Source organism: Acinetobacter sp. P1332 (genome assembly GCF_044057475.1).
Taxonomy (GTDB): Bacteria; Pseudomonadota; Gammaproteobacteria; order Pseudomonadales; family Moraxellaceae; genus Acinetobacter; species Acinetobacter johnsonii.
In genome coordinates this window covers 289599-316062 of sequence record NZ_CP171157.1, presented here as the reverse complement: position 1 = coordinate 316062, position 26464 = coordinate 289599, and the positions used below count along the sequence as shown (strand labels likewise).

Annotated in this window: 21 protein-coding genes, 1 tRNA gene and 5 pseudogenes; 10 read left to right on the top strand and 17 right to left on the bottom strand. The window is 43.4% G+C overall.

Going from position 1 to position 26464, the window contains the following annotated elements; translation table 11 throughout:
- Window positions 1-64: 64 nt before the first annotated feature.
- Genes pilQ through ACFN7Z_RS01405 form a run of 5 tightly spaced genes read right to left on the bottom strand, consistent with a single transcriptional unit; the run spans window position 65 to window position 5123 of the window.
- A complete protein-coding gene (gene pilQ, locus ACFN7Z_RS01425; protein WP_395442458.1) occupies window positions 65-2143 on the bottom strand; it encodes a type IV pilus secretin PilQ in 2079 nt (692 codons plus the stop codon).
- Window positions 2144-2162: 19 nt separating this feature from the next.
- Window positions 2163-2690 carry a pilus assembly protein PilP gene (locus ACFN7Z_RS01420; protein ID WP_094148569.1) on the bottom strand — a complete coding sequence of 176 codons (528 nt, stop codon included), beginning with the start codon at window positions 2688-2690 and terminating at the stop codon, window positions 2163-2165.
- On the bottom strand, window positions 2690-3412 hold the full coding sequence (locus tag ACFN7Z_RS01415; RefSeq protein ID WP_004691497.1) for a type 4a pilus biogenesis protein PilO: 723 nt from the start codon (window positions 3410-3412) through the stop codon (window positions 2690-2692). The genes ACFN7Z_RS01420 and ACFN7Z_RS01415 overlap by 1 nt, the downstream gene beginning before the upstream one ends.
- Window positions 3409-4065, bottom strand: a complete 657-nt coding sequence (locus ACFN7Z_RS01410; RefSeq protein ID WP_395442456.1) for a PilN domain-containing protein — start codon at window positions 4063-4065, stop codon at window positions 3409-3411. The genes ACFN7Z_RS01415 and ACFN7Z_RS01410 overlap by 4 nt, the downstream gene beginning before the upstream one ends.
- On the bottom strand, window positions 4065-5123 hold the full coding sequence (locus ACFN7Z_RS01405; RefSeq protein WP_395442454.1) for a pilus assembly protein PilM: 1059 nt from the start codon (window positions 5121-5123) through the stop codon (window positions 4065-4067). The genes ACFN7Z_RS01410 and ACFN7Z_RS01405 overlap by 1 nt, the downstream gene beginning before the upstream one ends.
- A gap of 165 nt (window positions 5124-5288) precedes the next feature.
- On the opposite strand from ACFN7Z_RS01405, the gene ponA reads away from it, so the two are divergent.
- On the top strand, window positions 5289-7817 hold the full coding sequence (gene ponA, locus ACFN7Z_RS01400; RefSeq protein WP_395442452.1) for a penicillin-binding protein PBP1a: 2529 nt from the start codon (window positions 5289-5291) through the stop codon (window positions 7815-7817).
- A 31-nt stretch (window positions 7818-7848) separates the two neighbouring features.
- On the opposite strand, the gene ACFN7Z_RS01395 is transcribed toward ponA, so the two are convergent.
- The 10 genes and pseudogenes from ACFN7Z_RS01395 to ACFN7Z_RS01350 all read right to left on the bottom strand — a co-directional run bounded on the left by ACFN7Z_RS01395 (window position 7849) and on the right by ACFN7Z_RS01350 (window position 19270).
- Window positions 7849-8655, bottom strand: coding sequence for a putative RNA methyltransferase (locus tag ACFN7Z_RS01395; RefSeq protein ID WP_333654030.1), 807 nt, complete (start codon window positions 8653-8655; stop codon window positions 7849-7851).
- A 70-nt stretch (window positions 8656-8725) separates the two neighbouring features.
- Window positions 8726-9844, bottom strand: a complete 1119-nt coding sequence (mraY, locus tag ACFN7Z_RS01390) for a phospho-N-acetylmuramoyl-pentapeptide-transferase (protein WP_130235301.1) — start codon at window positions 9842-9844, stop codon at window positions 8726-8728.
- Window positions 9845-11254 (bottom strand): UDP-N-acetylmuramoyl-tripeptide--D-alanyl-D-alanine ligase, encoded by a 1410-nt coding sequence (gene murF / locus ACFN7Z_RS01385; protein WP_005401358.1) that lies wholly within the window; start codon window positions 11252-11254, stop codon window positions 9845-9847. It lies immediately after the preceding gene.
- Between the two features lie 9 nt (window positions 11255-11263).
- Window positions 11264-12760: a UDP-N-acetylmuramoyl-L-alanyl-D-glutamate--2,6-diaminopimelate ligase gene (locus ACFN7Z_RS01380; RefSeq protein WP_395442447.1), complete on the bottom strand. Its 1497-nt coding sequence runs from the start codon at window positions 12758-12760 to the stop codon at window positions 11264-11266.
- A gap of 7 nt (window positions 12761-12767) precedes the next feature.
- Window positions 12768-14591 (bottom strand): penicillin-binding protein PBP3, encoded by a 1824-nt coding sequence (gene ftsI / locus ACFN7Z_RS01375; protein WP_010327652.1) that lies wholly within the window; start codon window positions 14589-14591, stop codon window positions 12768-12770.
- Between the two features lie 12 nt (window positions 14592-14603).
- Window positions 14604-14936: a cell division protein FtsL gene (gene ftsL / locus ACFN7Z_RS01370; protein ID WP_004691506.1), complete on the bottom strand. Its 333-nt coding sequence runs from the start codon at window positions 14934-14936 to the stop codon at window positions 14604-14606.
- Window positions 14936-15859 carry a 16S rRNA (cytosine(1402)-N(4))-methyltransferase RsmH gene (rsmH, locus tag ACFN7Z_RS01365; RefSeq protein ID WP_058951622.1) on the bottom strand — a complete coding sequence of 308 codons (924 nt, stop codon included), beginning with the start codon at window positions 15857-15859 and terminating at the stop codon, window positions 14936-14938. The genes ftsL and rsmH overlap by 1 nt, the downstream gene beginning before the upstream one ends.
- A 187-nt stretch (window positions 15860-16046) precedes the next feature.
- Complete coding sequence (locus ACFN7Z_RS01360; RefSeq protein WP_039890570.1) at window positions 16047-17066, bottom strand: sulfate ABC transporter substrate-binding protein; 1020 nt, start codon at window positions 17064-17066, stop codon at window positions 16047-16049.
- Window positions 17067-17318: 252 nt separating this feature from the next.
- Window positions 17319-18209: pseudogene (locus ACFN7Z_RS01355) on the bottom strand (sulfate ABC transporter substrate-binding protein).
- A gap of 2 nt (window positions 18210-18211) precedes the next feature.
- Window positions 18212-19270: an RNA-guided endonuclease TnpB family protein gene (locus ACFN7Z_RS01350; protein WP_005401363.1), complete on the bottom strand. Its 1059-nt coding sequence runs from the start codon at window positions 19268-19270 to the stop codon at window positions 18212-18214.
- A gap of 20 nt (window positions 19271-19290) precedes the next feature.
- Here ACFN7Z_RS01350 and ACFN7Z_RS01345 point away from each other — a divergent pair.
- The 5 genes and pseudogenes from ACFN7Z_RS01345 to tnpA (ACFN7Z_RS01325) form a co-directional block, all read left to right on the top strand.
- Window positions 19291-19452, top strand: a pseudogene (locus ACFN7Z_RS01345) (transposase); the annotation flags it as partial.
- A 76-nt stretch (window positions 19453-19528) separates the two neighbouring features.
- Entirely contained in the window at window positions 19529-19957 is a 429-nt protein-coding gene (tnpA, locus tag ACFN7Z_RS01340) for an IS66-like element accessory protein TnpA (protein WP_395442443.1), read from the top strand.
- Window positions 19954-20289, top strand: coding sequence for an IS66 family insertion sequence element accessory protein TnpB (gene tnpB / locus ACFN7Z_RS01335; RefSeq protein ID WP_004691523.1), 336 nt, complete (start codon window positions 19954-19956; stop codon window positions 20287-20289). The genes tnpA (ACFN7Z_RS01340) and tnpB overlap by 4 nt, the downstream gene beginning before the upstream one ends.
- Before the next feature lie 74 nt (window positions 20290-20363).
- On the top strand, window positions 20364-22010 hold the full coding sequence (tnpC, locus tag ACFN7Z_RS01330) for an IS66 family transposase (RefSeq protein ID WP_395442440.1): 1647 nt from the start codon (window positions 20364-20366) through the stop codon (window positions 22008-22010).
- 32 nt (window positions 22011-22042) lie between these two features.
- Window positions 22043-22306, top strand: a pseudogene (gene tnpA / locus ACFN7Z_RS01325) (IS200/IS605 family transposase); the annotation flags it as partial.
- A gap of 72 nt (window positions 22307-22378) precedes the next feature.
- Here the strand turns inward: tnpA (ACFN7Z_RS01325) and ACFN7Z_RS01320 are convergent.
- Window positions 22379-22735, bottom strand: a pseudogene (locus ACFN7Z_RS01320) (transposase); the annotation flags it as partial.
- Window positions 22723-23363 (bottom strand): annotated as a pseudogene (locus tag ACFN7Z_RS01315) (transposase); the annotation flags it as partial. The pseudogenes ACFN7Z_RS01315 and ACFN7Z_RS01320, both read right to left, overlap by 13 nt.
- Window positions 23364-23772: 409 nt before the next feature.
- Here ACFN7Z_RS01315 and ACFN7Z_RS01310 point away from each other — a divergent pair.
- From ACFN7Z_RS01310 to ACFN7Z_RS01295, 4 genes are all read left to right on the top strand, one after another.
- On the top strand, window positions 23773-24057 hold the full coding sequence (locus ACFN7Z_RS01310) for a hypothetical protein (RefSeq protein WP_039890577.1): 285 nt from the start codon (window positions 23773-23775) through the stop codon (window positions 24055-24057).
- Window positions 24058-24205: 148 nt separating this feature from the next.
- Window positions 24206-25714, top strand: a complete 1509-nt coding sequence (gene gltX, locus ACFN7Z_RS01305; protein WP_005401371.1) for a glutamate--tRNA ligase — start codon at window positions 24206-24208, stop codon at window positions 25712-25714.
- A 92-nt stretch (window positions 25715-25806) separates the two neighbouring features.
- Window positions 25807-25882 (top strand) — tRNA-Glu (locus ACFN7Z_RS01300).
- A 152-nt stretch (window positions 25883-26034) separates the two neighbouring features.
- Entirely contained in the window at window positions 26035-26376 is a 342-nt protein-coding gene (locus ACFN7Z_RS01295) for a membrane protein (RefSeq protein ID WP_010327661.1), read from the top strand.
- The last annotated feature ends 88 nt before the right edge of the window (window positions 26377-26464 follow it).

The following is a 26464-nucleotide window of genomic DNA, read 5'->3' as shown; positions in this document are numbered from 1 at the left end:
TAGGGTTTCAAACTCTTTGCTTGGCAAGGAGTCACCTTTTAGATTTGTTCAAATTGAAAATATATTAATGATTTCTTGAAACACTGTCATTAACAATTCGTGGTGTCACAAAAATCAATAACTCAGTTTGCGCACTAGATTTGGTGTTATTTTTAAATAAAGCACCCACTACAGGTAAATCCCCAAAAAATGGAACTTTCTCATATTGATTTTGCTTAATGTCATCAAAAATACCGCCAAGTACGACTGTTTCACCATCATCAACCAAAACATTAGTTTCAAGTTCATTTGTATTAATTAAATACCCTGCTGATGTTAGTGTACCAACTGTATCTTTTTCAATTTTTAGCGACATTTGTACGCGACCATCAGGTGTAATACTTGGCGTGACTTCCAACTTCAAATTCGCATCAACAAAACTAGTTGTTGTTCCTGTATCCGCACTCCACGTTTGATAAGGAATTTGATCTCCACGTAGAATATAGGCTTTCTGTTTATCACCAGTAAGTACTTTAGGCGCCGACAAAACTTCACCATGACCATCTGCTTGTAGCGCAGTTAACTCAAGATTCAACATATAGTCTGAGATTTTTAACAAACCAAAGTTAAACGTTCCCGCCGTACCCGTTGCCAAATCTACTCCTAAATCAAAACTCGGTTGGAAATCCCCACCCCACACAGGATTGTTATTGAGTTTTTGCGCACTCCAACGAATTCCCAATTCGCGAGAGAAATCTGTTTGTGCAGTTACAATACGGGCTTCAACCATCACCTGTTTCACTGCAACATCAAGTAAGTCAATCATCCGGCGGATCTTATCAATGTTCTGCGATGTGTCGTTTACGATTAAAGTATTGGTTCGTAAATCGGCAACCACACTACCGCGTGAACTCAATAAGCTTTCTAAAGCTAGTGAATCTGTGCCAGCCGTACCGTTGGATGCCGCCCCTTTGCTATTTCGAGAATCTTCTAGCAATTTTAAAATATCAGCAGCTTTCGCATAGCTCAACTGAATATAATCGGTTTGAATCGGTGCAAGTTTAATACTTTGTGCAATGGCTTTAGCTTCATCATCCTCAGATTTGATCAGTTCAGCTACAGGAGCAATCCAAATTACATTACCATTACGTCGTTTATCCAAGTTCTTGGTTTTCATAATGATATCAAGCGCCTGATCCCACGGAACATCCTTCAGGCGCAAGGTAATATTACCTTGTACAGTGTCAGAAGCCACCATGTTAATGCCTGTAAAATCAGCCAAGAGCTGTAATACACGTCGCACTTCAATATCTTGAAAATCTAAAGAAATCTTTTTGCCTGTATAAGCACTTGGTGCTTTAGGCTTCATTGGATTTTTATCTTCAGGACGCTTTAAACTAATGGTGAGCTTATCTTCAGCCTGATAAGCCATATATTCAAAACTGCCATTCGATTGGATCGTGATCAGGCCGTTACTGCCATCGTTTTGTGCATCGATGGTCGATACAGGCGTTGCGAAATCATTCACATTGAGACGGCGCGATAAGTGGGCAGGAATTTTATTCCCCAAAACGCGCACCACAATTTTACTACCTTGTTGTTTCACATCGACAGGGGTATTGCTACCTTTTAAATCAATGACAACTTGGCCTTCGCCGTCTGAACCACGTTGGAATCCAATATTTGAAATACCTTGCTCTGAACGCGCTGCAGCAACAGGTGTTGCTAGCGCTGGGTTCACTGAGTTAATTTTCAGAATAAAGGTATTACCTTCAACACGTGTAGTAAATGCACCGGCATCAGCCAAATTTACGGTTAAACGTGAACGCTGTGCATCTGAAGTCACATCCACAGTGCTAGCTTCAGCCGTTGCCACTGCAATACTGCCTTGTTTTAAGCTCTGCTGTGCTTTATCAAAATCTAAAACCAAACGGGATGGCTGTTCCAACTGATAGGCCTGCGGCTGTGGTGGCAAACCGTTGAACATGACACGAATTTCTGTTCCCTGTCCCGGAATTTGCATCGGCACAATATTCGTAATACTGACTTGCGCACTTGCAGCCTGCATCACCGCCATTGCAATTGCACCCATTGAAAACTGACGGAACATATGGTTCATCGTATTGCCATCCCCAAATATAAAATCTTTAGCACTATTATTCATTTTTATTCCTTTTCCTTTTTTAAGGCGCCGGCCCAATTAATACTAGGCTTCTCGGGCGCTCGACATAGCCCTCACGCCCATCCGGAATAATTTCAATCAAATCAATTTGTGTGGCGGTGATATTAATCACACGACCATGATTCATCCCCAAATAACTACCACGCTGCACGCGTTCAATTTCACCATCAGGTGTTTGAATCAACGCCAAAATTTGTCCATTTTGCCCGCGCATACTACCTTTCATGTTAAGCGATTCAATCGCATAACTTTCCAAAGGTTGTAATTGGCGAGATAAGTTTGGATAAACACGCTTTCCAGCCATAATTTTCAATTCAGCTGCCAATGAGCTTGGCATAAACGGACTCTTTAATTGATGTGCGGCATAATTAAAAGTCGGTACAGGTGGAAAATCTGGCGCAGGCTCAATCGGCAATGGTGGCTGATTGCGAATTTCAGCCATTTGCATATTGACCGCATCAATACGTGAATCACAACCGACAAGGAATAGTCCAACGCAGAGACTAAGCATGAGATTTTGATATTTCATTACTGAGCACCTCCTGCATCTGCTTTAGCTGTATTTTCCACACTTGCAGCAGCTGTCGCCCCGACATAGCGGTAAGTTTTAGCCTTTACACTGTATGAAATTTGCGGAATATCCGTCTTTTTCTCATTATTACTTGATGCTGAGATATCGAAGTCATGCAAGGTCACAATACGCGGCAAAGCTGCAATTCCACTGACAAATGAACCAAAAGAATGATAATCACCAGTCGCTTCAATGGAAATCGGCTGTTCGATAAAGAACTCTTGGCGAATTTCTGGTTCTAAACGAATATTTTTAAACTTTAATCCAGAATTTACGCCGCTCACGTTGATATCTTCAACCAAGCCAGGAATTTCAGTTTCTTTCGGCAGCTGTTCTAACTGCTGATTAAAATTGGCTTCCATTTCTTGCAATTGCGCTTGATATTGCTGCAAATTACGTAATTTTGAATCTTTTTCACGAAACTCATTCAGTAAATTTTGCTCTTGTGCATGTGCATTTGAAATCGCATCAAGCTTCGGCTTAATCACGACAAAATAACCCAATGCCCCAATCACTAAAATGATAAAGATCCAACAAGTCAATTTGACTGAAAACGGCCAACTACCGTAATTGTTTGGATCTAGGGTATTAAACTGTTGAAAAAATTTATCAACCGTCATTTTTTTCTTGGTTACAGCATGGTTTTCTGATGTTAATTCTTCAAATTCATCGCGACTCATTGTGCTGCCCCCGCTGTTGAATTATTAACTGTACTTGCTGCTTCAGGTGTGGTCGCATCAGGCGCTACTGGCTGAGCAATCTCATCTAAATCTGCCGTGACCACAAAGGTGCCATAGGTTTCTTCAACACGCGGCACAATGGAACTTGGTGCTTTATCTTTTTTCTCTTCAGCAACAAAGAATGAATTCATAAAGGCATTGCGATACCACGCCGATGCTTCTAGGTTACGTAAGAATTCCGCAACTGTATTCGGGCTTTCCGCTTTCCCTTCAATGGTAAATTTATCACCCGTACGCACAAACTTAGTAATATACATATTACTCGGTGTAACACGCACCATTTCATCGACTAAACGCACAGCCACAGGACGTTGACCTTGCAAGCCTTGGATCAACTTCATCCGTTCAACAATCGCATTGCGCTGCTCTTGCAGACCTTCCAATGACTTTAATTGAACATCTAAGTTTTGATTTGTACTCACCACCAACTGATTGGCTTGCTCTTGATCTTCAAGTTTTTGACTGTAAAAGAACCAAGCCAAAGCAACAGCTAAAACCCCAACTAATGCAGCCCCAACACAATAGGCAATAAATTCTTTTTTTCGTTTCTCTCTTAACGCATCACGCCAAGGGAGTAGGTTTATTTTTGCCATTAATCAAAACTCCTCAATGCCAATCCACATGCCACCATGAGTGATGAAGCATCATTTTCAATTTTTTTAATGTCGATTTGTGGAGAAAAGCCCATCTGTAAAAATGGGTTGGCAATAGTGACCCGATAACCTAATTTTTGTTGTAATAACTTCGCCAGTCCTGGAATATTGGCATTCCCCCCTGCCAATAAAATATGGTCGATCTCATTAAATTGAGAGGACGAAAAAAAGAACTGCAAAGAACGTGCTGCTTGTTGCACCACAGCTTCAAGAAAAGGTTCAAGTACTTCAATATCATAGTCGTCAGGCAAAGTACGGCTTTTTTTGGCACGTCCAGCTTCTTCAAAAGACAAACCATAACGGTTTTGAATTTCTTGCGTCAGTTGTTTACCACCGAACACCTGTTCACGGGTATAAATGACTTTATTATTCTGCATGACAGATAAGGTCGTCATGGTGTGACCAATGTCCAGAATCCCAACGGTGTTTACACCCATTGGAAGCGTATCTGAAAAGACTTTGAATGCATTTTCAATGGCGAAACTTTCAACATCGGCAATCTTAGGCGTTAAACCACCTAATTCCAATGCTTCGGCACGTGCCTCTACATTTTCAATGCGGGTTGCAACGAGGAGTACATTGACACGATTGGGATTGGCTAAACGGTCTGGAAGGACTTCAAAGTCCAAACTCGCTTCATCTAATGGGAATGGAATATATTGCTCAGCATCATCACGAATCTGAATTTCACGTTCGTCATCGTTCATATCGACATCCATTTCAATGATTTTAGTAATCACCATGGAAGTCGGAACTGCCAGTGCTACGTCTGTCGATTGAACATTGGCTAAATTTACCGCACGCTCAAGGGCATCACCAACTGCTTCTGGATTCAATATATTTTTTTCGACCACACTTCCTTCTGGTAATGGGACTAGTGCATAGCTCTCCACCCAATACCGATTGTTTTTAACAGAAAGTTCCAATACCTTAACAGAAGTCGAACTAATATCTACTCCTATTAACCCCTTACTTGGCTTACGATATAACCTGAGCACAGTATCATTCCTATTATTTTTTTATCCCCAAAAAAAGTAACCCACTAATTAGTCTGCGTCTATAATTTTATACGGATACAATAACTCATCTAACATTCCGTATGTGTACAGGATATACTGACCGCTAATTAGTTTGCCATTAGCTCTTATTAAAACTTACTTGTTATGAAAAAGCTATCTTGTTCGGGCCGTGTTCATCCATTTTTTTTGATCATTATTATAATGTTGGTCTCAATTCCAATGGGTTTTTATGGCATGTATCTCTATATTGCCCCATCTTTGCCGCAAATGACAACGCTAAAAAAGGCGCCATTACTAAAACCTTTACAAGTTTATAGTGCGGATAACCAACTCATTTCGGAATACGGTGGCAAGCTATCTGTACCCGTAGATTACGATCAGATCCCACAAAGTTTTATTCATGCCTTTTTAGCAGCGGAAGATTCTTCATTTTTTGAACATAGTGGTATTAGTTTTAAAGGTTTAGGTCGTGCCGTGAGCGAAAGTATTACTGGCTCTAATGTACAAACCGGCGGCTCGACCATTACCATGCAAGTGGCAAAAAACTATTATTTAAGCCCCGAACGTACCTTAAAGCGTAAGCTCACAGAAGTTTTCCTCGCCCGTAAAATTGAACAAAATTTGACGAAAGAGGAAATCTTAACCCTCTACGTTAATAAGATTTTCTTGGGGAAAAATGCCTACGGTATCGCAGCGGCAGCTAAAATTTACTACAACAAAAGCTTAGACGAACTCAGCATTGCGCAAATGGCGATGATTGCAGGTCTGCCTAAAGCGCCCTCTAAATACAATCCAGTGGTCAACCCCGAACGTGCTTTAGAACGTCGTAACTGGATTTTGGGTCGTATGCTCCAGCTAGGCTACATTAACCAAAGCCAATATGAAAAAGGCATTGCAGAACCAATTAACCTCGATATGCCTGACCGCGGGGTAAGCAACCGATTTCCCTACATCGGTGAAATGGTCCGTAGCGAACTGATTGAAAAGTTCGGCGAGCACGCGATTGACTCTGGTTATAAGGTTTACACCACCATCAACAGTGAACGCCAAGCCTATGCCGAACAAGCGGTACAAGATGGTTTAGAAGCCTATGACCGTCGTCATGGTTGGCGTGGTGCGGAAGCTCATGACAAACCCTTAAGTAGCTTTAGTGCATTTGCCAACACCTTCCCTGCCGAAGTTACCCGTGTCAATCAAAATAGTTTTGATGCTTTAATGCAAGATGGCTCAACGGTAACCGTACCATGGTCTGGCATGTCTTGGACACGTCCTTATCGCAACGCGAATGCCGTAGGCGGTGCACCATCAAGAGCATCTCAGATTGTTAAAGTAAAAGACATTGTACGTCTGCGCCCCAATGACAACAAAACCTCATGGGCTTTGGTGCAACTGCCTAAAGTTCAGGGTCAGCTGATTGCACTTAACCCAAACAATGGCGCTGTAGAAGCATTGGTTGGTGGTTATAATTTTTATCAATCTAAATTTAACCGAACCACACAAGGCTGGCGCCAACCAGGTTCGATTATTAAACCCTTTGTCTATGCACTCGCTTTAGAGCGCGGTATGACACCGTATAGCATGGTCAATGACAGCCCGATCACCATTGGGAAATGGTCACCGCGTAATGCTGATGGTCGCTATTTAGGCATGATTCCATTGCGTCGTGCACTCTATTTATCGCGTAATACCGTGTCAGTTCGACTCTTACAAACTGTGGGCATTGAACGGACACGCCAATTGTTCTTGGACTTCGGCTTAACCGATGAACAGATTCCGCGTAACTACACCATTGCACTCGGAACACCTCAGGTTTTACCGATTCAAATGGCTACTGGATACTCAGCCTTTGCCAATGGCGGTTATCGTATTCAACCGCACTTCATCAATCGTATTGAAGATGCCTATGGCAAGGTCATTTATCAGAACAACCCTGAATATGCATGTATCAGTTGTATCTCTCAACAAGAATCAAATCCTCAGTCTGCTGACACCATTACACCTGATGATGAAGTCATTGAAGTCACTAACCAAGATCTAAACCCTACTGAAAAATCGGCAAATCCTGTTGAGATCAACAGTGACTATCGTCAAGCACAACGTATTTTAAAATCTAGCTCTGCTTATGATATGGCGAATATTTTAAAAGACGTGATTCAACATGGTACAGGCCGTGCTGCGCTGCGTATTGGACGAGATGACTTGGGCGGTAAAACAGGAACCACCAATGATGCAAAAGATGCTTGGTTTGCAGGCTTTAATGGCAAATTGGTGACTGTAGCGTGGGTTGGTTTCGACCAACCAACAACTTTAGGACGCCGCGAATACGGCGGTGTGGCTGCGCTTCCAATTTGGACGGACTTCATGGCCAAAGCCTTACAAGGCACGCCTTCGGCGTGGGTTCAACTCGATGCCAAAGCCAAAGCGCCAATTCAACGCCATCAGAAAGAAACACCTCAGAGCAACTTAGGGCTAACCCCACCTTTGGCGCAGCCGTTGTATCGCCCTGCACCGGTGGTGGTTCCACGTGCTCCTGAGCGTGACTTTGATGATTTGCCGGGTGAAGAGGAAACGTTGATTCCAAAGAACAGCACCCCACCCACAATGCAAGCACCCAAAGAACAACCAAAACCTAAATCGGATGCGCTCGATCATTTGATTGATCAAGTCCAATAATAAAAGCCCGCATCTGCGGGCTTTTTTATACTTATGCTTTTTTCTGAAACAGTAAAATTTGATACTGGGCGTGTAGTTCAAAAGCTGTTTGAGCCTCTAAAGCTTCACGGCGTTCTTGTTTCGCCTTATAGGCATAAGGCGTCATCGCAATCAGGTTTTTTAAGTCCTGCTGATTAAGCTTAAGATCAGCATCAACAACATCATCACTCACCAAATCAAACGCATCACTCAACTGCTCTACAAATTTGCTCGGTTCATGCGGCTTCACCTCTTCGAACAAAGCCTCACGCATGGCATACAAATGCTGAGGCGCAGGCGTCACCACCAACAAATATCCTTGCGGTTTGAGCACCCTTAAAATCTCTTGTTTTGGAATCGGGCTAAACAAACTACTACATAGATCAATCGATTGATCCAACACGGGTAAAGTTGCTCCTGTACCCACCACCCATGTGATATTTTTATTGATTTTCGCAGCCACTTGCACTGCATTTTTTGCAATATCCACACCGAGGCATTGCAGCACTTCAGCCTGCATCGCATCTGTGTAATAGCCTTCTCCACAGCCGATATCAAGTAAATTTTCAATGCGTAACTCACGTACCTTATTGACCACTGCTTGCTGTAAAGGCGCGTAATGACCTACACTTAAGAAAGCACGGCGGGCTTGCACCGACTCAGGCGTATCCCCCGGATTTTTGCTGTGCTTATGTTGAACGACATGCAGATTGACGTAGCCTTGTTTCGCCACATCATAACCATGTGAATTCGCACAGCGCCATGTTCTTTCGTTTAAAGTTAAAGCCTCACGACACACAGGACACATGAGCAGATTCATTATTTTCTCCAAGACATTACCTCAGGCATAAAAAAAGCCGGCAAATGCCGACTCTTTTCATACTTTTTGCTTAACGCAATTTTAAGGTCATTAGCCCTAAAACTACCAGCATAATTGTGATAATCCAAAAACGAATCACCACTTGGGTTTCACGCCAGCCTTTTTTCTCATAATGGTGGTGTAATGGCGCCATTAGGAATACCCGTTTATTGCGCATTCTGAGGGAGCCAATTTGCAAAAAGACTGAAATCGCTTCGACCAAAAACACACCAGCCATAATAGCAAAGACAATTTCCTGACGAACCATGACCGCAATTGTACCGAGCATTGCGCCCAATGATAATGCACCCACATCGCCCATAAAGACCTGTGCAGGGTGTGCATTAAACCAAAGGAAGGCTAGACCCGCGCCAATCATGGCTGCACAAACCACCACCAACTCAGAAGCAAAGCGCACATAAGGAATATGTAAATAATTGGCAAAACGGACATCACCAGCCAAATATGCAAATACACCTAAACCCGCTGCAACCAGCACTACAGGCATAATCGCTAAACCGTCCAAACCATCGGTCAGGTTCACGGCATTTGATGCACCATTAATGACCAAATAGGTGAAAATGATAAAACCAATACCCAGCGGAATCACCGACAAAGGAATACTTAAATCTTTAAAAAATGGAATCAGCAGATCCAGCATATTTGCGGTATGCACAGGATTGCTCTGTTGTTGCGCAATTACATATAGCGCAATACCTGCGCCCAATGATGCAAGCGACGTCCAAAAGAACTTTTTACGGGCAGGTAAGCCTGCATTGTCTTTATAGCGAATCTTGATCCAGTCATCGGCCCAACCCACTGCACCAAAAATCACCATCACTGCCAAGACAATCCATACATAAGGGTTGGATAAATCTGCCCACAACAGTGTGGAGATACCAATTGAGAGTAAGATCAACACACCACCCATGGTTGGTGTGCCCATTTTTTTGGCATGATTTTCAGGAGCATATGAACTCACGGCTTGACCATATTTGAGTGCTTGCAACTTGCGAATCATCACAGGACCGAGCACTAGACCAATGGTCAGTGCGGTTAAAACACTGAGCAAAGAACGCAATGTTAAATAACGAACCACCTGAAACGAACTATGGTAGCCCGCCAGTTGTTCAAACAACCATAACAACATTTAGAGTTTCTCCATCAAATCAGCCATCAACGTTTCCATATGGGTATAACGAGAACCTTTAAACAGGAAACTCATAGACTGGGGTTGATGTGTTTCAATTAAACTGAGTAAGAACGGCAAAGCCTGCTCTTGAGTTAAAAAAGCCTGCATTTTTTTGCCATATTGGGTGCTGCGTGCACCTTCTTGTGCCGCAGGTGCAAATTCACCGACAGCCACCACGAAGTTCAGCCCTTTCACTGAGACCAAATCGCGCCCCAGCATATAGTGCTGCTGTGCAGCAGAGCTACCTAGCTCACCGATATCACCCATCACCATCACTCGAACCCCCTCTTGCTGTGCAAGCACTTCAGCAGCGGCACGCATAGAGGTTGGGTTGGCATTGTAGGTATCATCAATCAACAAATGACGGCCTTGTTGAATAAAGTTCAAACGCCCTTTTGCACCGACCGCTTGCTCAAGGCCAAGCACAATATCATCCAAGCTAATACCAATCGCTAAAGCAAAAGCTGCCGCAGCAGTTGCATTTTGAACATTATGCTCCCCAGCAAATGGTAAATTCACCTGACGCACGCCTTGCGGGGTATTTAGCTTAAACGTTGCAGATTGTGCCTGTAACTCAATCTCAGTGGCAAAGATTTCACCACCCGCACCAAAGCTGAGCACCTGTTCAGTTTGCACTGCTTGGCGAATGCTATCGGCAAAATCATCGGCTGCAGGAACAATTGATGTGCCATTTGGAGCAATATGCGCATAAATCTCAGACTTAGCACGGCAGATGCCATCGCGTCCACCAAACTCACCCAAGTGTGCTGTACCAATATTGATAATGCCTGCAACCAAGGGCTGGACCAAATTCGAAGTATAGTCAATTTCACCTTGATGGCTTGCACCCAACTCCATCACTGCATATTGATGCTCTGGATGTAATTCCAATAACATGACTGGCACACCCAAGTCATTATTCAGATTGCCACGGGTCACCAACGTTGGTGCTATACGTGACAAAATACTGCCTAACATTTCTTTGGTGGTGGTTTTACCACTACTACCCGTCAGCGCAATCACTTTTAGCTGTGGGTTTTGTGCACGGCGATAAGCCCCCAGTTGTCCCAATGCCAAACGTGTATCGGGCACCACCAACTGACAAACCTCTGCATCTATAGGCTGACTCACAATGGCCACTTGGCAACCTTGTTCAGCAACTTGCGTAATAAAAGCATGTGCATCAAAACGTTCGCCTTTGAGTGCTAAGAAAGCATCTCCTGCTTCTGCATCACGTGAATCCGTCAAAATGCGTTTAATTTCAGTATTTGGCGCTTGATCATTTAGCCAATAACCTTGGGTAGCTTCGAGCAACTGTGCGGCGGTCCATGACACTAAAGGCACTGTGCTTGTTGTTGAGGTATGCATACGACTTCCTTAGTGTGCAGGATAAGCAGAATCAGTAGTGTGGTGCTGTGTATCAATCGCGGATTGCACTTCGACGACATCGTCAAACCAATGCCGAACACCCTCTATTTCTTGATAGTTTTCATGACCTTTGCCTGCAATCACGACAATATCACCCGCTTGGGCCTGTTGAACGGCAAATTTAATCGCTTCACGACGATCATGGATTTCATGAACCACACGGTTTGAGAAATCAATCCCCGCTTTCATATCGGCAAAAATTTGCTCAGGATTTTCTGTACGTGGGTTATCTGAAGTCAACAACACCACATCTGCTCCGTTTAATGCTGCTTGGGTCATGAGTGGCCGTTTGCCACGGTCGCGGTCTCCACCACAGCCAAATACTGCCCAGAGTTGCTGTTCCACATGGCGCTTCAACGTACTTAAGACTTGCACCAGGGCATCAGGCGTATGCGCATAATCAACCACAAACAAACGCGCATCATCACGAATCACTTGCATACGACCTGGCGCACCCTTGAGCTGTGCTGTTGTAGCAACCACATCGGCTAAATCAAAACCCGCTTGTTCAACCATAATTAAACTGGCGACCAAATTTTCAATATTAAAATGACCCAATAATGGGTTCTGTACCTGATATTCGGCCTGTGCCGTACACAAGCTAAAGTTTGCACCCGTCAGGCTATATTGAATATTCTTTACCAGATAGTCTGCAGGCTGCGTGGTTGAATAAGTTAAAATTTTCGGTTGGGCTGGATTATTTTGTGCCGCTTGAATCATGACTCCAGCATGCTCATCATCCAGATTGATGACTGCAACTTTCAATGATGGAAATTGAAATAAGCGAGATTTAGCTTCGGCATAGACCTCAAGCGTGCCATGGTAGTCCAAATGGTCGCGACTTAAGTTGCTATATGCAGCAATTTCAATTTCACTGCCCGCTAAACGGCCTTGTTCCAAACCATGTGAAGAGGCTTCAATCGATGCAAATTCAGCACCTTGCTTGGCATAGCTATGTAGTGCATTTTGTAGATGCAGCGCATCCAAGGTGGTATGCGACGATGCTTCTAAATTGGGCAAAATGCCATTACCTGTCGTGCCCATTACCGCACATGATTTGCCTTGTAGCATCAACAGTTCTGCGACTAAACGAGAAATGGTGGTTTTACCATTGGTTCCTGTCACCGCTAAAATACGAGCAGGCTGTACTTGGCTAGTGGCCAACAAAAATTGCTTTTGCCAGCCTCCCATCAAGTGACGCACATTCGGCACCACAATACTGTTTGCAAGTGCAAGCTCAGTTTCACTCACCACTGCTAAAGCCCCTTTGTCCAAGGCTATTTGCGCAAACTGCTCTGTTTTCTCAGGTTGTGAAAGTGATGTCAGCGCAATAAAAATTTGCCCTGCCTGTACTTTACGACTATCAAGAACAAAACCTTGAAATGGCTGTGCCATCCATTCAGCGCTTAAGTTAGCGGTGTAGAGTTGTTGAAATGAAATGGACATTCATCACCTATCTCTTGATTACAGGAGCATCTAAAGGTTTATCTAAAGGCACGTTCATTAAACGTAAGGATTCTTGCATAACACGGGCAAATACAGGCGCAGACACCGTACCACCATAGTAGGTCCCTTGCGGGTTTTCGACCACAACCACCATCGCTAAACGCGGGTCGCTGACTGGTGCAACACCGGCAAAAAGTGCACGATATTCATTGGTTGAGTAGCCTTTACGGTCAGCACGTAACTTATGCGCGGTTCCTGTTTTACCACCTACACGGTAACCCGGAATGGTTGCACGAGTCGCGGTACCACCCGGTAAGGTTGCCGTTTCCATCATCAACAAAACTTGATCCGCAATTTTTGGATCAATCATTTGTTCACCACGGGGAGGCGCATCTAACTTATACAAACTCAAAGGCATTTTCACACCTTTGTTAGCCAACATGGCATAAGCATCCACCATTTGCAGCACAGTCGCATTTAAGCCATAGCCATACGCCATGGTCGCCACTTCCGATACATTCCATTTACTTGGTGGAAGAATTAAACCACCACTTTCACCCGGGAATTTAACAGCTGAACGCTGACCAAAACCGAGACGTTTATAAAAAGTCGGTAAAGTTGCATAAGGGAGAGACAAAGCAATTTTAGCCACACCCACGTTAGACGATTTTTGAATAATTCCACCCAAAGTCAGTGGACCATAGTTATGTGTATCTCGAATGGTGTGGTTGCCGACTCGCATCGAACCCGGAGTGGTATTAACCACAGTATTCGGCATGTATTTGCCGCTTTCCAAGGCCATTGAAATGGTCAAAGGCTTCATGGTTGAACCCGGTTCGAAAGAGTCAACCGCACCACGGTTACGCATGGCGTCTTTATTGGACAAACTGTTTTTATCGTTCGGGTTATACGACGGCCACGACGCCATCGCTAAAATTTCACCCGTTTTCACATCGACCGCAATTGCTGTGGCAGAACGAGCATTATTGGCTACACCCGCAGCGGTCAGTTCACGGTACATAATGTACTGAAGGCGCGAATCAATACTGAGCGTAATATTTTCGCCCGGCTCAACTTCTTTAACCACCTCGGCATCTTTAAAACGATTGCCCTTTTTATCTCGAACAATTTGCTGCTCACCATCAATACCCGACAAGCGTTGATTCAGCTGCATTTCTAAACCTTCAATGCCCGAACCTTCACTGTTGGTCAAACCAATAATTTGCGCATTCGGTTGTGGCTGCGGATAGTAACGTTTGTAGTTCTTTTCGGTATACACACCTTGGAACTCACGTTTTGCAATCAGTTCGGCTTGCTGAGGTGGCACTTCTTTTTTCAAAACCAAGTAGCGCGAACGCGGACGTTCATTGAGTTTCCGCTTCAGTTCCGCACGATCCATGCCCACGGCATCAGCCAGTTCATCCAGATTTAGATTTTTGTCTGGTAATTGACGCTTCAATTTACGATTGTGTGGATCTTTGGCTAATTCAGCGGTAATTTCATCAAATAGTTTTTTATTATCAAAATAATCACGTGGGTCAATCACCACTTTCATAATCGGCGTACTGATCGCCAAAGGCACACCATGACGGTCATAAATCACACCGCGCATGGCCTTAATTTTTTCAGTTCTTAAAATATTGGCATTGGCTTTATTTTGCAAAAATTCGGTATTAATGACTTGTACGTAAAAAGCACGTCCAACCAAAGCAATAAAGCAGGCTAAAACCACCGCCCACATGAGATAAAAGCGCCACATTTCAACCTGTAGAGCCGATTTTTCAGTCACCGCTTGCTGTTTTTTACGAGTGGGTTTACGCTTTTCTACCATGTTACAGCGGCCTTATTTTTTGTCTTCTGAAGTCGTGGGTAAAGAAATCACTACGGTTTGCGCCGCAGGTGGTGAATACATCCGCAGTTGCGTCACCGCGCGCGTTCCAATTTGTGCAGTTGCGCCAAAAGTTTGCTGTTCAATCAGCAAACGGCCCCACTCTGCATTTAAGTCATCACGCTCGCGCATAAAAGAGCTCATTTCGCGATAGTCATGACGGTATTCAAACACTTGGAACACCACCATCATGGCACTGATAAACACCAGCACCAATAAAATGACATAGGCAATCAACTTCTTAAACTTTAACTTTGTTGGAATTTTTTCAACGACTTCAGTTTTCATTATTCGCCTTTAAGTGCTAAGCGCTCTGCAACTCTAAGCCATGCACTACGTGAACGTGGATTAGCTTTAACCTCTGCATCACTTGCTTTCACACGTGATACTTTCTTTAAACGACGCGTATCTGGTCGTTGTTGTGGCATACCCCAACCCATATCTTCCTCAAGTGTCGACTCTTTTTGAATAAATTGTTTAATTAATCGATCTTCTAAGGAATGGAAGCTAATCACAGCCAAGCGACCATTCGGTTTTAATACGTCTACCGCTTGCGGTAGGAAAACTTCAATATCTTCTAATTCTTTATTAATGGCAATACGAATTGCTTGGAAAGTTCGTGTTGCGGCATGTTTATTTTTTTCCCATTTCGGGTGCGCTACTTTCACAATTTCAGCCAACTGCGCTGTGGTTTCAATCAATCCGGCCGCTTTAATCGCTTTGGCAATACGACGGCTATAACGCTCTTCACCATATTGAAAAATAATATTGGCTAACGCCTCTTCCTCAATATTAACCAACCACTGCGCTGCGGTTGGACCTTTTGAATTGTCCATACGCATATCCAGTGGTCCATCTTTCATAAAACTAAAACCACGCTCCGCCTGATCAAGCTGCGGTGAAGACACGCCCAGATCGGCCATAACCCCATCGACCAAGCCAATGCCGCGTACTTCTAACTCATGTTTAAGGTCAGCAAAGCTGGCATGAATAATTTTAAAACGTGGATCTTCTTGTTCTAAAATCGCGGCTGTTTCCAGTGCTTGCGGGTCTTTATCAAAACCATAGACACGTGCATTTTCATCTAGCTTAGACAACAGCAAACGCGTATGTCCGCCACGACCAAACGTCCCGTCAATGAAAATCCCTGTATTGCGATCTGCTACCAAAGCATCAACAGTTTCGTGAAGTAATACAGAAATATGCGACATAAAGACTCAATATGATCGGAAGGAAAAATGTAACTGCACATTATTACCTTGTTTTAACAAAGCTCCAAACGACTTTTTGTAGGGAAATATTACTTTTCATAGACAAAACCGTTTTTAAACGGCATTCATTATCAAAAAAGCCTCCCAAGGGAGGCTTTGTAAGCAGCAGCTGAAATAATTAACTGGATTATTTACGGCTATTATAGATTTGGTCGAAAGTCGCTCCATTCACAAAGTGGGTCTTTTGAGCATTGGCCCAACCACCAAACACTTCATCAATGGTGAAGGTTTTTAACGGTGGAAATTGCGCTTTATATTTTTCTAAAACCGCAGCATTACGTGGACGATAGAAGTGTTTCGCCGCCATTTCCTGACCCAGTGGTGAATATAAATAGTTGATATAACCCTGTGCTAACCACTTGTTGCCATTTTTCGCCACGGTCTTATCCACGATTGCCACCGAAGGCTCGGTTAAAATCGAGATCGATGGATAAACAATATCGAACTGATTTTTACCTAAAGTTTTTTGTGTCACTAAGGCTTCATTTTCCCAAGTCAATAACACATCACCAATGCGACGTTCTGCAAAGGTGGTCATAGACGCCCGTGCCGCAGAGTCCATGACTTTCACGTTATGGTACATTTTACCTACGAACTCTTTGGCTTTGGCCTCATTGCCACCAGGTTGTTTCAGTGCGTAACCCCAAGCAGACAGATACACCCAACGTGGTAGACCACCTGTTTTAGGATTAGGCGTAATAATTTGTACACCCGGTTTGGTTAAATCAGACCAGTCCTTAATTTTTTTCGGGTTGCCTTTGCGTACCATGAACACAATGGTCGATGTATAAGGTGCAGAGTTATTTGGGAACTCTTTTTGCCAACCCGGCTGAATTTGACCTGATTTGACAATTTCTTCAATGTCATTGGCTAAGGCCAAGGTCACCACATCCCCTTTTAGACCATCCACGACCGAACGGGCTTGTTTACCTGAACCCCCGTGTGACTGTTTAAAGTCAACCGTTTGTCCTGTACGACTTTGCCAATAAGCACCAAAGGATTTATTGAACTCATCGTAAAATTCACGTGTTGCATCATAGGAGACATTGAGCATAGTACGGTCAGCTGCTTGAGCTGATGTCATACTGAATGTCAGACCTGTTGCCACTACGGCAGCAGCCCAGAGAGATTTCAAATGCGTTTTCATAGCGTATTAAATTAAATATCAAGAATTATGCTAAATATATGAAACAAAATCATAAATCGCAATTCGCTTTTGTTTTTTAAATACACATTATTTTTACATCACTAAGACTTAATGAATTGTTTTTATTTAAAATAATAGCAAACACTTTACTTATTCTTATTATATGCATTTTTATGCTTAAAATATAATAAAAGTGGATATGCGTATATCCACTTTTATGTCCGAACGTGATCTCATTAAACCGCAGCACGTTTATTTTTCAGTATAAATTTGATCAAAGATCGCACCATTTACAAAGTGAGTTTTCTGCGCTTTGGCCCACCCTCCAAAGACATCATTAATATTAAAGGTTTTTTGTTTTGGAAATTGCGCAAGGTATTTGTTCGCCACTTGTTTATTTCGTGGACGGAAGAAATGCTTCGCCGCCAACTCCTGCCCTTTTGGCGAATACAGATAGTTTAAATAGCCCTTGGCCAAATTTCGATTGCCATTTTTGTCCACGGTTTTGTCTACAATCGCAACTGACGGCTCCGCTAAAATCGAAATAGACGGATAAACAATATCGTATTTGTCTTTACCTAGGCCTTGAGTTGCCAGAAAAGCTTCATTTTCCCAAGACAACAACACATCACCTATGCCCCGTTCAGCAAACGTGGTCAATGAACCTCGCGCGCCTGAATCAAGAACTTTGACATTTTGATACAGTTTTTCACCAATTCTTTGGCTTTAGCATCATTACCTCCAGGTTGTTTTAACGCATACCCCCAAGCAGATAAATAGATCCAACGCGGCGCACCGCTTGTTTTTGGATTTGAGGTAATGATCTCACCCCCAGCTTGGTTAAATCATTCCAGTCTTTAATTTGTTTGAATTACCTTTACGCACTAAAAAAACAATGGTTGAAGTATAAGGTGCAGAATTATTTAGAAATTCTTTTTGCCAGTTTTTATCAATTTGCCCAGTATTCACAATTTCATCAATATCATTGGCCAAGGCCACCACATCTGCTTGGAGACCCGTTGCAACGGCACGTGCTTGCTTGCCCGATCCACCATGAGACTGTTTAAAGTTGACCTCCTGCCCAGCTTTGCTTTTCCAATACTGTCCAAAGGCTTGGTTATATTCTTGTTGACATCCTCCCAGACCTAAAGAACCGGGATTCCTCCTCCGAGACGCTCATGTCCGAGCGCAAGAATATTCAGTGCGGAATTTATATCCCGATCATGGAGCGTACCGCACTCCATACACTGCCATTCTCTTATTCCAAGACCTGCTCTACCTTTCGGACTGCTAGAGCGTGAGCCACAGCACGAACATGTTTGGGTCGTATAGGCTTCGTTGACTTCTCCATACCATACTCCTGCGTTCTCGCATTTATACTTGAGCATGGTTCTTAGTGTTGTCCAACTGGCATCTAACACTGACTTCGCTAATCTAGTTTGTGCTAATGCTTTAGCATTCACATTGCCAACAAAGATTGCTGCATGTGCATTCACCAGTTTATGGCTGAATTGATGCAACATATTTTGGCGTATATTTTTAATCTTGGCGTGAATCGCTTTGACACGTTTCTTATTTTTTGCTCTTTGAGCAATGCCAAGTTTTTCCTCATATTGGCGATAGATTTTAGGAGCTTCGAGTTTCACACCATCTGAACAAGTGGCTAAATCTTTCAAACCCAAGTCTATGCCAATTGAGCCTTTAGCTATAGCTTTAACTTGTTGAATATCATCAACCACAAGGCAAACATACCAACGTCCACGACTGTCTTCTACAAATGAGCCTGTTTTGACGTTGTATTTGCTTAGTCCGTAGCTGTCCCATAGTTTGAATTGGTGCTTGCCATATTGCACATAGCCATCGGCGTATTTAATGGCTACTTTCTTAAAAGGTATCCAGCCTAATGAGCGTCTTGCAGATTTGTTGTTACTGACACGCCATTTTAGCTTGGCTTTTTTAAACTGCTTTCTTCGTGTAACTAATTCTTCTGCAATTGCCTGTATGGTTTGGCTATGTAAGTTACATTCTTTTGATGTGCCTTTCGTGTATTGAGCAATATCGTATGCTGAAAAGAATTGTTGTTTACGTTGTAGGTGCTTGAAACACAAATCATTGACATAATTCCAAACAAAGTTCACCTCTACTGCTAGTTGGTCTAGCATCTTGCAATGTTTGTCTTTTATTCGTAATTTAAGTGTTTTCATTACTAAAATATATTTGGTCTATGAGCAATAGTCAAGAGATTAGAACAGGTCGTCATTGTGTTTTTAATATGCACGTTCATTTAGTCTTTGTCGCTAAATATCGTAGAGATGTTTTTACCAAAGCAATGCTTGAAACAATGCGTGAAGTGTTTGAGCGTGTTTGTTTAGACTTTGAAGGTAAGCGTCCGCTGAACCCCACTTTTTCTAACTCATTAATACCGCGATAGTGTCCACTAAAATTTAAGTGGACACCTATTTATGGATTTAAAGACAGTTATAGACAGCACACCAACCCTAAAAAAGCCCCGTCGAACCTTCACGGCTGAATTTAAACATCAACTTATTCAGCAATGTCAGCAGCCAGACACATCAGTGGCCAAGGTGGCAATGCAACATCAGGTCAATGCGAATCTGTTGCATAAATGGATTCGTCAGTCCAGATCAATGGTTCCATCATTAACACCCCCATCTATTCCACAGACCGACTTCCTTCCCGTCATTCTTCACCCGACTCCAGTCAGACAAGAAGCACCTCCGCCACCTGTACCAGAGAAGAAAGTTGTCGCTCATATTAGGATTCCACTACATGAGGAACCAGGTTCCGTAAGGGGTCAGATGATCGAGATCGACTGGCCGGTGGAGTCAGTAACTGAATTACTGGTGCTGATCCAGGGTTGGACTCAATGATCCGTATTGATGAAATCTGGCTTGCTACCCAGCCGATGGATATGCGTGCAGGTATGGATACTGTCATGACTCAGGTACTGAGAGCCTTTGGCTACATCAAACCGCATTGCGCTTACCTGTTCTGTAATAAACGTGGCCATCGCATGAAACTGCTGGTACATGATGGATTGGGTATCTGGCTGTGTGCCCGGCGGCTGGAACAGGGAAAATTCCACTGGGTTCAGCTTCATCAGGGTGAAACCGTAGCCCTCAGTCCGGAACAGTTACAGGCATTGATCCAGGGTTTGCCCTGGCAGCGCATTGGACGACAGCAGGTGGTGACTATGCTCTAAACCAGGCTCGTCCATTCTGCTATTCTCCAAACGTTCTATTTCCTCTGCATCATGACATCAGGCATACTGCGGTCATGAATACGCTGCCTGACTTAAGCCAACTGACCCATGAACAACTGCTGGAATTTACCAGACAGTTGGCGATGCAGCATCAGTCTCTGGCACAATCTAAACAACAACTGGAACAATCAAATCAGCAATTAGATGCCAGAGTTCAACATCTTGAAGTCACCAATCAGCAATTAGATTCTAAAGTTCAACATCTTTCTATTCTCAATCAAAAATACGAGCATGAACTCGCACTATTTAAACAGCACAAATTCGGCAGTAAAAACGAACATCTAACCGCAAAACAAATCCATCTGTGGGATGAAGCGGTCGAAGAAGATATCGCAGCAGTTGATCTGGAACTGGAGCGGCTGAATGCAGATAAAACCGATGCAGCGACACAGAAAGCCACAGTCAACAAACCTAAACGTCGACCACTGCCAGATCACCTGCCAACCCTCCGTATTGAGCACGAACCTGCCTCAACGCAATGCAGCTGTGGCTGCACATTGCGTCGTATCGGCGAAGATATCAGTGAAAAACTAAATTTCAGGCCGGCACAGTTCTATAAGGAACAACATATCCGTGGTAAATGGGTCTGTGATCAGTGTGACATCCTGACTCAACAAGCGATGCCTGCGTATGTTATTGATAAAGGAATCGCTACACCTGAATTGCTCAGCCATGTGCTGGTTTCCAAATACGCTGATCATTTACCGCTATATCGTCAACGTCAAATCTTTCTACGCGCAGGTGTTGATCTTTCCAGATCCACATTATCTGACTGGATTGGACGCTGTGGGGTAGAACTTGAACCTCTGACCAATGCCTTAAAACAGCTTGTGCTGCAACAACAGGTGCTGCATGCAGATGAAACACCAGTCATCATCATGCAGATGGGGGATGATGAGAAAAAACCGAAGAAAGGTTATATCTGGGCCTATGCCACCACACAGTACAATCCAGTTCAGGCGGTGATCTATGACTTTCAAGATAGCCGTTCAGGTCAGCATGCTGAAGAGTTCCTGAAAGGCTGGCAGGGGCATCTGGTCTGTGATGATTACAGTGGTTATAAAGCACGCTTTAAATCAGGCGATGTCATTGAGGTGGGCTGCATGGCGCATGCACGTCGTAAATTCAAAGAACTGCATGTGACCGGGAAAAGTCAGATCGCTGAACAGGCATTACTGATGATTCAGAGACTGTATGCGATAGAAGCAGAACTCAGGAAAAAGACGGATGGTACAGCAGAACACCGCCGCGAATACCGGCAACAGTATAGTCAACCGGTGATGCAACAACTATATGAGTGGCTCAACCAACATCAGCTGACGGTGCCATCAAGTTCCCCAACTGCCCGAGCGATCAACTACAGCCTAAAATGCTGGCCAGCCTTAAGTCGCTATCTGGATAATGGCAATTTGCCCATTGATAATAATTGGTTGGAAAATCAGATGCGTCCCTGGGCCTTGGGACGTAAGAACTGGCTATTTGCAGGTTCGCTGCGTAGTGGTCAACGAGCGGCCAATATCATGACCCTGATCCAGTCAGCAAAACTGAATGGGCTGGATCCGTATGCCTATCTCAGTGATGTGCTGAAAAGGTTACCGACCCATAAAGTGACCCAAATAGAAGAATTACTGCCACACCGCTGGAAATCCAACCCAAGTTAAAAAATAGCTATGGGGTTCAGCGCACGCTTACCTTTGAAGCCGAGTTGGCAGAATTTGATGGTGAAGATGATCATGTCCATCTACTTGTGCATTATCCGCCAAAGGTCGCTATTTCTAGCTTGGTAAATAGTTTAAAAGGTGCTTCCAGTCGTATTTTACGAACCAAGCACCCTGAAATTAGAAGCAAGTTATGGGGTAATGCTTTGTGGTCGCCTAGCTATTTCGCTGCATCATGTGATGGTACACCTATTGGGATTATCAAACAATATATTCAGCAACAGCAAACTCCGCATTAGCAATCCTAGCTAATCCCCACAAGGGGACTAGCGGATTGCAGCCTTACATCCCCGCCCTGAAGGTATAGGTATCTACACATCTTCGTGTGGATACCCCAACGCAATTTTAGCCATTTCCTTTAACTCATCCACCGAATAACTTTCCAGTAGCTTCAAGGTGTTTAATAAGATTGAAAGTCCAGCAAGTATTGATGGTGCACTTTCTCTTTTCCCTCGCTTTTGCTGTCGCCCAGATAGTCGTGTTAGTACGGCTCTTACTCGAGTAGTTTGTTCATCATTACAGCGTTGTATTCGCCATGTCAGTACGCAGGCCATACTCGCAACAAGTAGTTTTCTTAAAATTGCTTGAGGGGTCGTTTGGAGCCACGATTCAACATCATGACCCGCTTGTTTTAGAAGCTTGAAGTAGCTTTCAATTGACCAACGCCAAATTGACGATCCAACAAGTTAGGCGCTGTAGGCAAACGATGGTTTGAATCAGTCGTATGCTTGTATTTACGTGCAATCCTGCTACGTAAACCAAGCTTTTTAAGCATTCTTCCAACGGTTCGTTCGCTCATGCTGTAACCTAAATCATGCATGTCATGTACCAATGAAGGTGCACCCAATCGTGCATGATGCTGCCAATATACGGCTTTTAAATCATTATATTTCTGCGCTAGATTGGCCTGGCATTTTCGCCAGGCATAATAGCCTGAAGTGCTGACACCCAGGCATTTACAGGCAGAAGATACAGTGACTTCATTCACATCCAGATCTTGAATTACCGTGTACTTTTCTTGGCATGATCTGTCAGAAAGTACACATGCGCTTTTTTTAAGATGTCATTAGCGTCCCTGAGCTGTTTGACTTCTTTCTCTAATTCTAAAATCCGCTGTTGTTCTGATGAAAGTTGGCGTTTGCTTGAACCCACTGGATTGGCTTCACGAATCCATTTATCCAATGTTGAATAACCAACACCTAATTTCTGGGCGATTGCAGCTATAGGTTCGTGGGGGTTTGAAAGTGCATAATCAATCGCTTGCTGTTTAAATTCAGGACTAAAACGTTTAGCCATTTCTTGAATCTCCAAAGATTAAAGTTACGTTATCTTTAGAGGGACGTGCTGTCCATTATTTTGGCTAGGATCATAGATACCTATGCCCTGAAGGCGAGGTTTTACGGCTATACTGATAAAAAGATATCTCTAAAAGGACTATTTTGTGCACTTTTAAGGATAACCCATATCCACCCTCCACAGATCAAGCTCAAAATCTCCATGCTATCTCCACAGTTATTTGGTACAAAAAGCCAAATGATTTATATTTGATGTTTAAATGTCAATTTAGCCCAAATTTGTTTATAATTTTGTAAATTGTGTGACACGGTTCTACTTTTTTATTTGTGAAATCGGTTAAATTGAAACTAGATTACCAATGACTTTAATAAAAATCTGTTCCAATACCATGTTGAGAGGGGAAAAGGACATGAAAGCAACATTTTTACATACCGTTACGTTGAGTATCGGCTTGGCTTGTTTTAGCCAACTGGGACATAGTGCAGCCATTCAAAGCAATGATAAAGCGACGATGCCCACTGAGAAAACATCGTTGATTGAAAAAGCGCTCAGCCAACAAAAAGGCAGTGACCGAACCACGATGATGGATAATGATTTAAAAATCATGACCTCAATCAAAGTTGCACCGACACAAAATTTCTTTGCTACACAAAACCAGCGCTTTAGCCGTTTTGTGCAATCATTGTTCCTCTAAACTAAAAATAAGCCACAGTGTCGTAACCTCTCTCAAGTTATGACATTTGCGCACAAAAGCCTGATCACTGAATGTTGAATTAAGCATTAAGTGGTCGGGCTTTTTCGTTATAATAGACCTCAATTTACATTCTGAATCATAATTGGCTATGACTGTTCGTACTCGTATTGCACCCTCTCCAACTGGCTTCCCGCATGTGGGCACAGCGTATATTGCGCTATTTAACTTATGCTATGCCAAGCAACATGGTGGTGAATTTATTCTGCGTATCGAAGATACCGACCAACTTCGTTCGACTCCTGAATCGGAAAAAATGATTTTAGATTCATTGCGTTGGTTAGGATTGAATTGGTCTGAAGGTCCGGACATTGGCGGGCCATATGCACCGTATCGCCAGTCTGAACGCATGCATATTTATAAACAATATGCACTGGATTTGGTTGAAAAAGGTCATGCGTTCTACTGCTTTGCTACGAGCGAAGAGTTGGATCAAATGCGTGCAGAACAACAGGCCCGTGGTGAAACACCAAAGTACGATGGTCGTGGTTTAAAATTATCTGCTGAAGAAGTTCAAAGTCGCCTTGCTGCAGGTGAGCCACACGTGATTCGTATGAAAGTGCCCGAAGAAGGCATTTGTACAGTCAATGACTTACTGCGCGGGGAAGTAGAAATCCCTTGGGCACAAGTGGACATGCAAGTCTTGCTTAAAACCGATGGTTTACCGACATATCACCTTGCCAATGTGGTCGATGACCATTTGATGCAAATCACCCACGTTTTCCGTGGTGAAGAATGGTTGCCTTCTGCACCTAAACATCAGTTGCTGTATCAATACTTTGGTTGGGAAATGCCTGTACTGGGTCATATGCCATTACTACGTAACCCAGACAAATCAAAACTGTCGAAACGTAAGAACCCAACCTCTATTAACTACTACAAAAATATTGGTGTCTTGCCTGAAGCCTTGTTGAATTACTTAGGCCGTATGGGCTGGTCGATGCCAGATGAACGCGAAAAATTCACATTGGCCGAGATGATTGAACACTTTGACATTCAACGTGTATCCCTCGGTGGTCCAATTTTTGATGTGGAAAAACTGAATTGGCTCAATGGTCAATGGATCAAAGGCTTAAGCCCTGCTGAACTGTTAGATACCTTATTGGCATGGAAAGCAGATCGTAAGATGCTCGAAGACATCGCCGCAGCAATTCAACCTCGTATCAACTTACTTTCAGAAGCGGTGAACTGGTCTGCGCATTACTTTAACCAGTTCCCAAGCTTGACCAAAGAACAGTTTGAAAGCAAGAAACTGAGCGAAGAACAAGTTCGTCAAAGTCTGCAATTTGCGATTTGGCGTTTGGAAAGCATGTTCACATGGAACAATGACACCGTAAGTCAAACCTTGATGGACTTAGCCAACCAAATGGAAATTAAGCTCCGTGACTTTATGCCAGCGTTCTTTATTGCGATTGCCGGTTCAACCGCTTCGACTCCAGTGATGCAAACCATGGTCACCATTGGCCCTGACTTAACTTTCGCGCGCTTACGTCATGCCCTTGAAATTGTCGGTGGTCCAAGCAAAAAAGAAGCAAAAGTTTGGGAAAAACTCAATGAAAGCCTAAAATTGCCGAAAAATGACGCAGTTGATGAAGCTTAATTGATTTTTTAGTTGACGCATGGGCGTTATATCCCTAATATAGCGCTCACACAGAGAGACGGTGTTAACCACTCAACGTGATGCCTCAATAAGTCCCTATCGTCTAGAGGCCTAGGACATCGCCCTTTCACGGCGGTAACCGGGGTTCGAATCCCCGTAGGGACGCCATATTTAAGATGGCAACATCTGGTAAAAAACCCAAGCATTATGACTTGGGTTTTTTATTGCCTCAAAATTATCAGCACTTCATTACCACGCTTTTTTGGCTTTCTGCTCCAATCCGATTAGAATACGGCATAGATTCAAATTTTGGAGTTGTAATGCAATATCGTTGTCCTCAATGTCAAAGCCCAAAAATTATGCCTGTTGCTCAAGCAGGGGCTCCAGCAACACGCCCTGTCGTGCCTAAAAGTCTGGTTTTTTTAGTTCCAGCCATTTTTGTATTATTACTTTTGGTGCTCATTAGCATCGCAATGTGGCTATTTGGGGATGGCGCTGGCTCAACATTACAAATTGCAACGGTTGTGGTTTTCATCGTGTGTGTGATTGCAGGCTTCCTATTTTACCGTGACCTTCCTGATTTTAAGATTTCAATGCAAGGCTTCATGCAGTCTCAGAAAAAATGGAAATGTCGTGAATGCGACCATGAGTGGGAAATCTAAGCCTTAACTTAGAACCCGCATCCAAAAAGGGAGTCCATGCACTCCCTTTTTATCTACTCAAATAATAAATAATAATTATTATCACCTG

Bases quoted from the DNA above. Each gene is read 5' to 3' on its own strand.
- pilQ (WP_395442458.1), bottom strand. From the start codon at position 2,143: ATGAATAATAGTGCTAAAGATTTTATATTTGGGGATGGCAATACGATG.
- ACFN7Z_RS01420 (WP_094148569.1), bottom strand. From the start codon at position 2,690: ATGAAATATCAAAATCTCATGCTTAGTCTCTGCGTTGGACTATTCCTT.
- ACFN7Z_RS01415 (WP_004691497.1), bottom strand. From the start codon at position 3,412: ATGAGTCGCGATGAATTTGAAGAATTAACATCAGAAAACCATGCTGTA.
- ACFN7Z_RS01410 (WP_395442456.1), bottom strand. From the start codon at position 4,065: ATGGCAAAAATAAACCTACTCCCTTGGCGTGATGCGTTAAGAGAGAAA.
- ponA (WP_395442452.1), top strand. From the start codon at position 5,289: ATGAAAAAGCTATCTTGTTCGGGCCGTGTTCATCCATTTTTTTTGATC.
- ACFN7Z_RS01395 (WP_333654030.1), bottom strand. From the start codon at position 8,655: ATGAATCTGCTCATGTGTCCTGTGTGTCGTGAGGCTTTAACTTTAAAC.
- mraY (WP_130235301.1), bottom strand. From the start codon at position 9,844: ATGTTGTTATGGTTGTTTGAACAACTGGCGGGCTACCATAGTTCGTTT.
- murF (WP_005401358.1), bottom strand. From the start codon at position 11,254: ATGCATACCTCAACAACAAGCACAGTGCCTTTAGTGTCATGGACCGCC.
- ACFN7Z_RS01380 (WP_395442447.1), bottom strand. From the start codon at position 12,760: ATGTCCATTTCATTTCAACAACTCTACACCGCTAACTTAAGCGCTGAA.
- ftsI (WP_010327652.1), bottom strand. From the start codon at position 14,591: ATGGTAGAAAAGCGTAAACCCACTCGTAAAAAACAGCAAGCGGTGACT.
- ftsL (WP_004691506.1), bottom strand. From the start codon at position 14,936: ATGAAAACTGAAGTCGTTGAAAAAATTCCAACAAAGTTAAAGTTTAAG.
- rsmH (WP_058951622.1), bottom strand. From the start codon at position 15,859: ATGTCGCATATTTCTGTATTACTTCACGAAACTGTTGATGCTTTGGTA.
- ACFN7Z_RS01360 (WP_039890570.1), bottom strand. From the start codon at position 17,066: ATGAAAACGCATTTGAAATCTCTCTGGGCTGCTGCCGTAGTGGCAACA.
- ACFN7Z_RS01350 (WP_005401363.1), bottom strand. From the start codon at position 19,270: ATGAAAACACTTAAATTACGAATAAAAGACAAACATTGCAAGATGCTA.
- tnpA (WP_395442443.1), top strand. From the start codon at position 19,529: ATGGATTTAAAGACAGTTATAGACAGCACACCAACCCTAAAAAAGCCC.
- tnpB (WP_004691523.1), top strand. From the start codon at position 19,954: ATGATCCGTATTGATGAAATCTGGCTTGCTACCCAGCCGATGGATATG.
- tnpC (WP_395442440.1), top strand. From the start codon at position 20,364: ATGAATACGCTGCCTGACTTAAGCCAACTGACCCATGAACAACTGCTG.
- ACFN7Z_RS01310 (WP_039890577.1), top strand. From the start codon at position 23,773: ATGAAAGCAACATTTTTACATACCGTTACGTTGAGTATCGGCTTGGCT.
- gltX (WP_005401371.1), top strand. From the start codon at position 24,206: ATGACTGTTCGTACTCGTATTGCACCCTCTCCAACTGGCTTCCCGCAT.
- ACFN7Z_RS01295 (WP_010327661.1), top strand. From the start codon at position 26,035: ATGCAATATCGTTGTCCTCAATGTCAAAGCCCAAAAATTATGCCTGTT.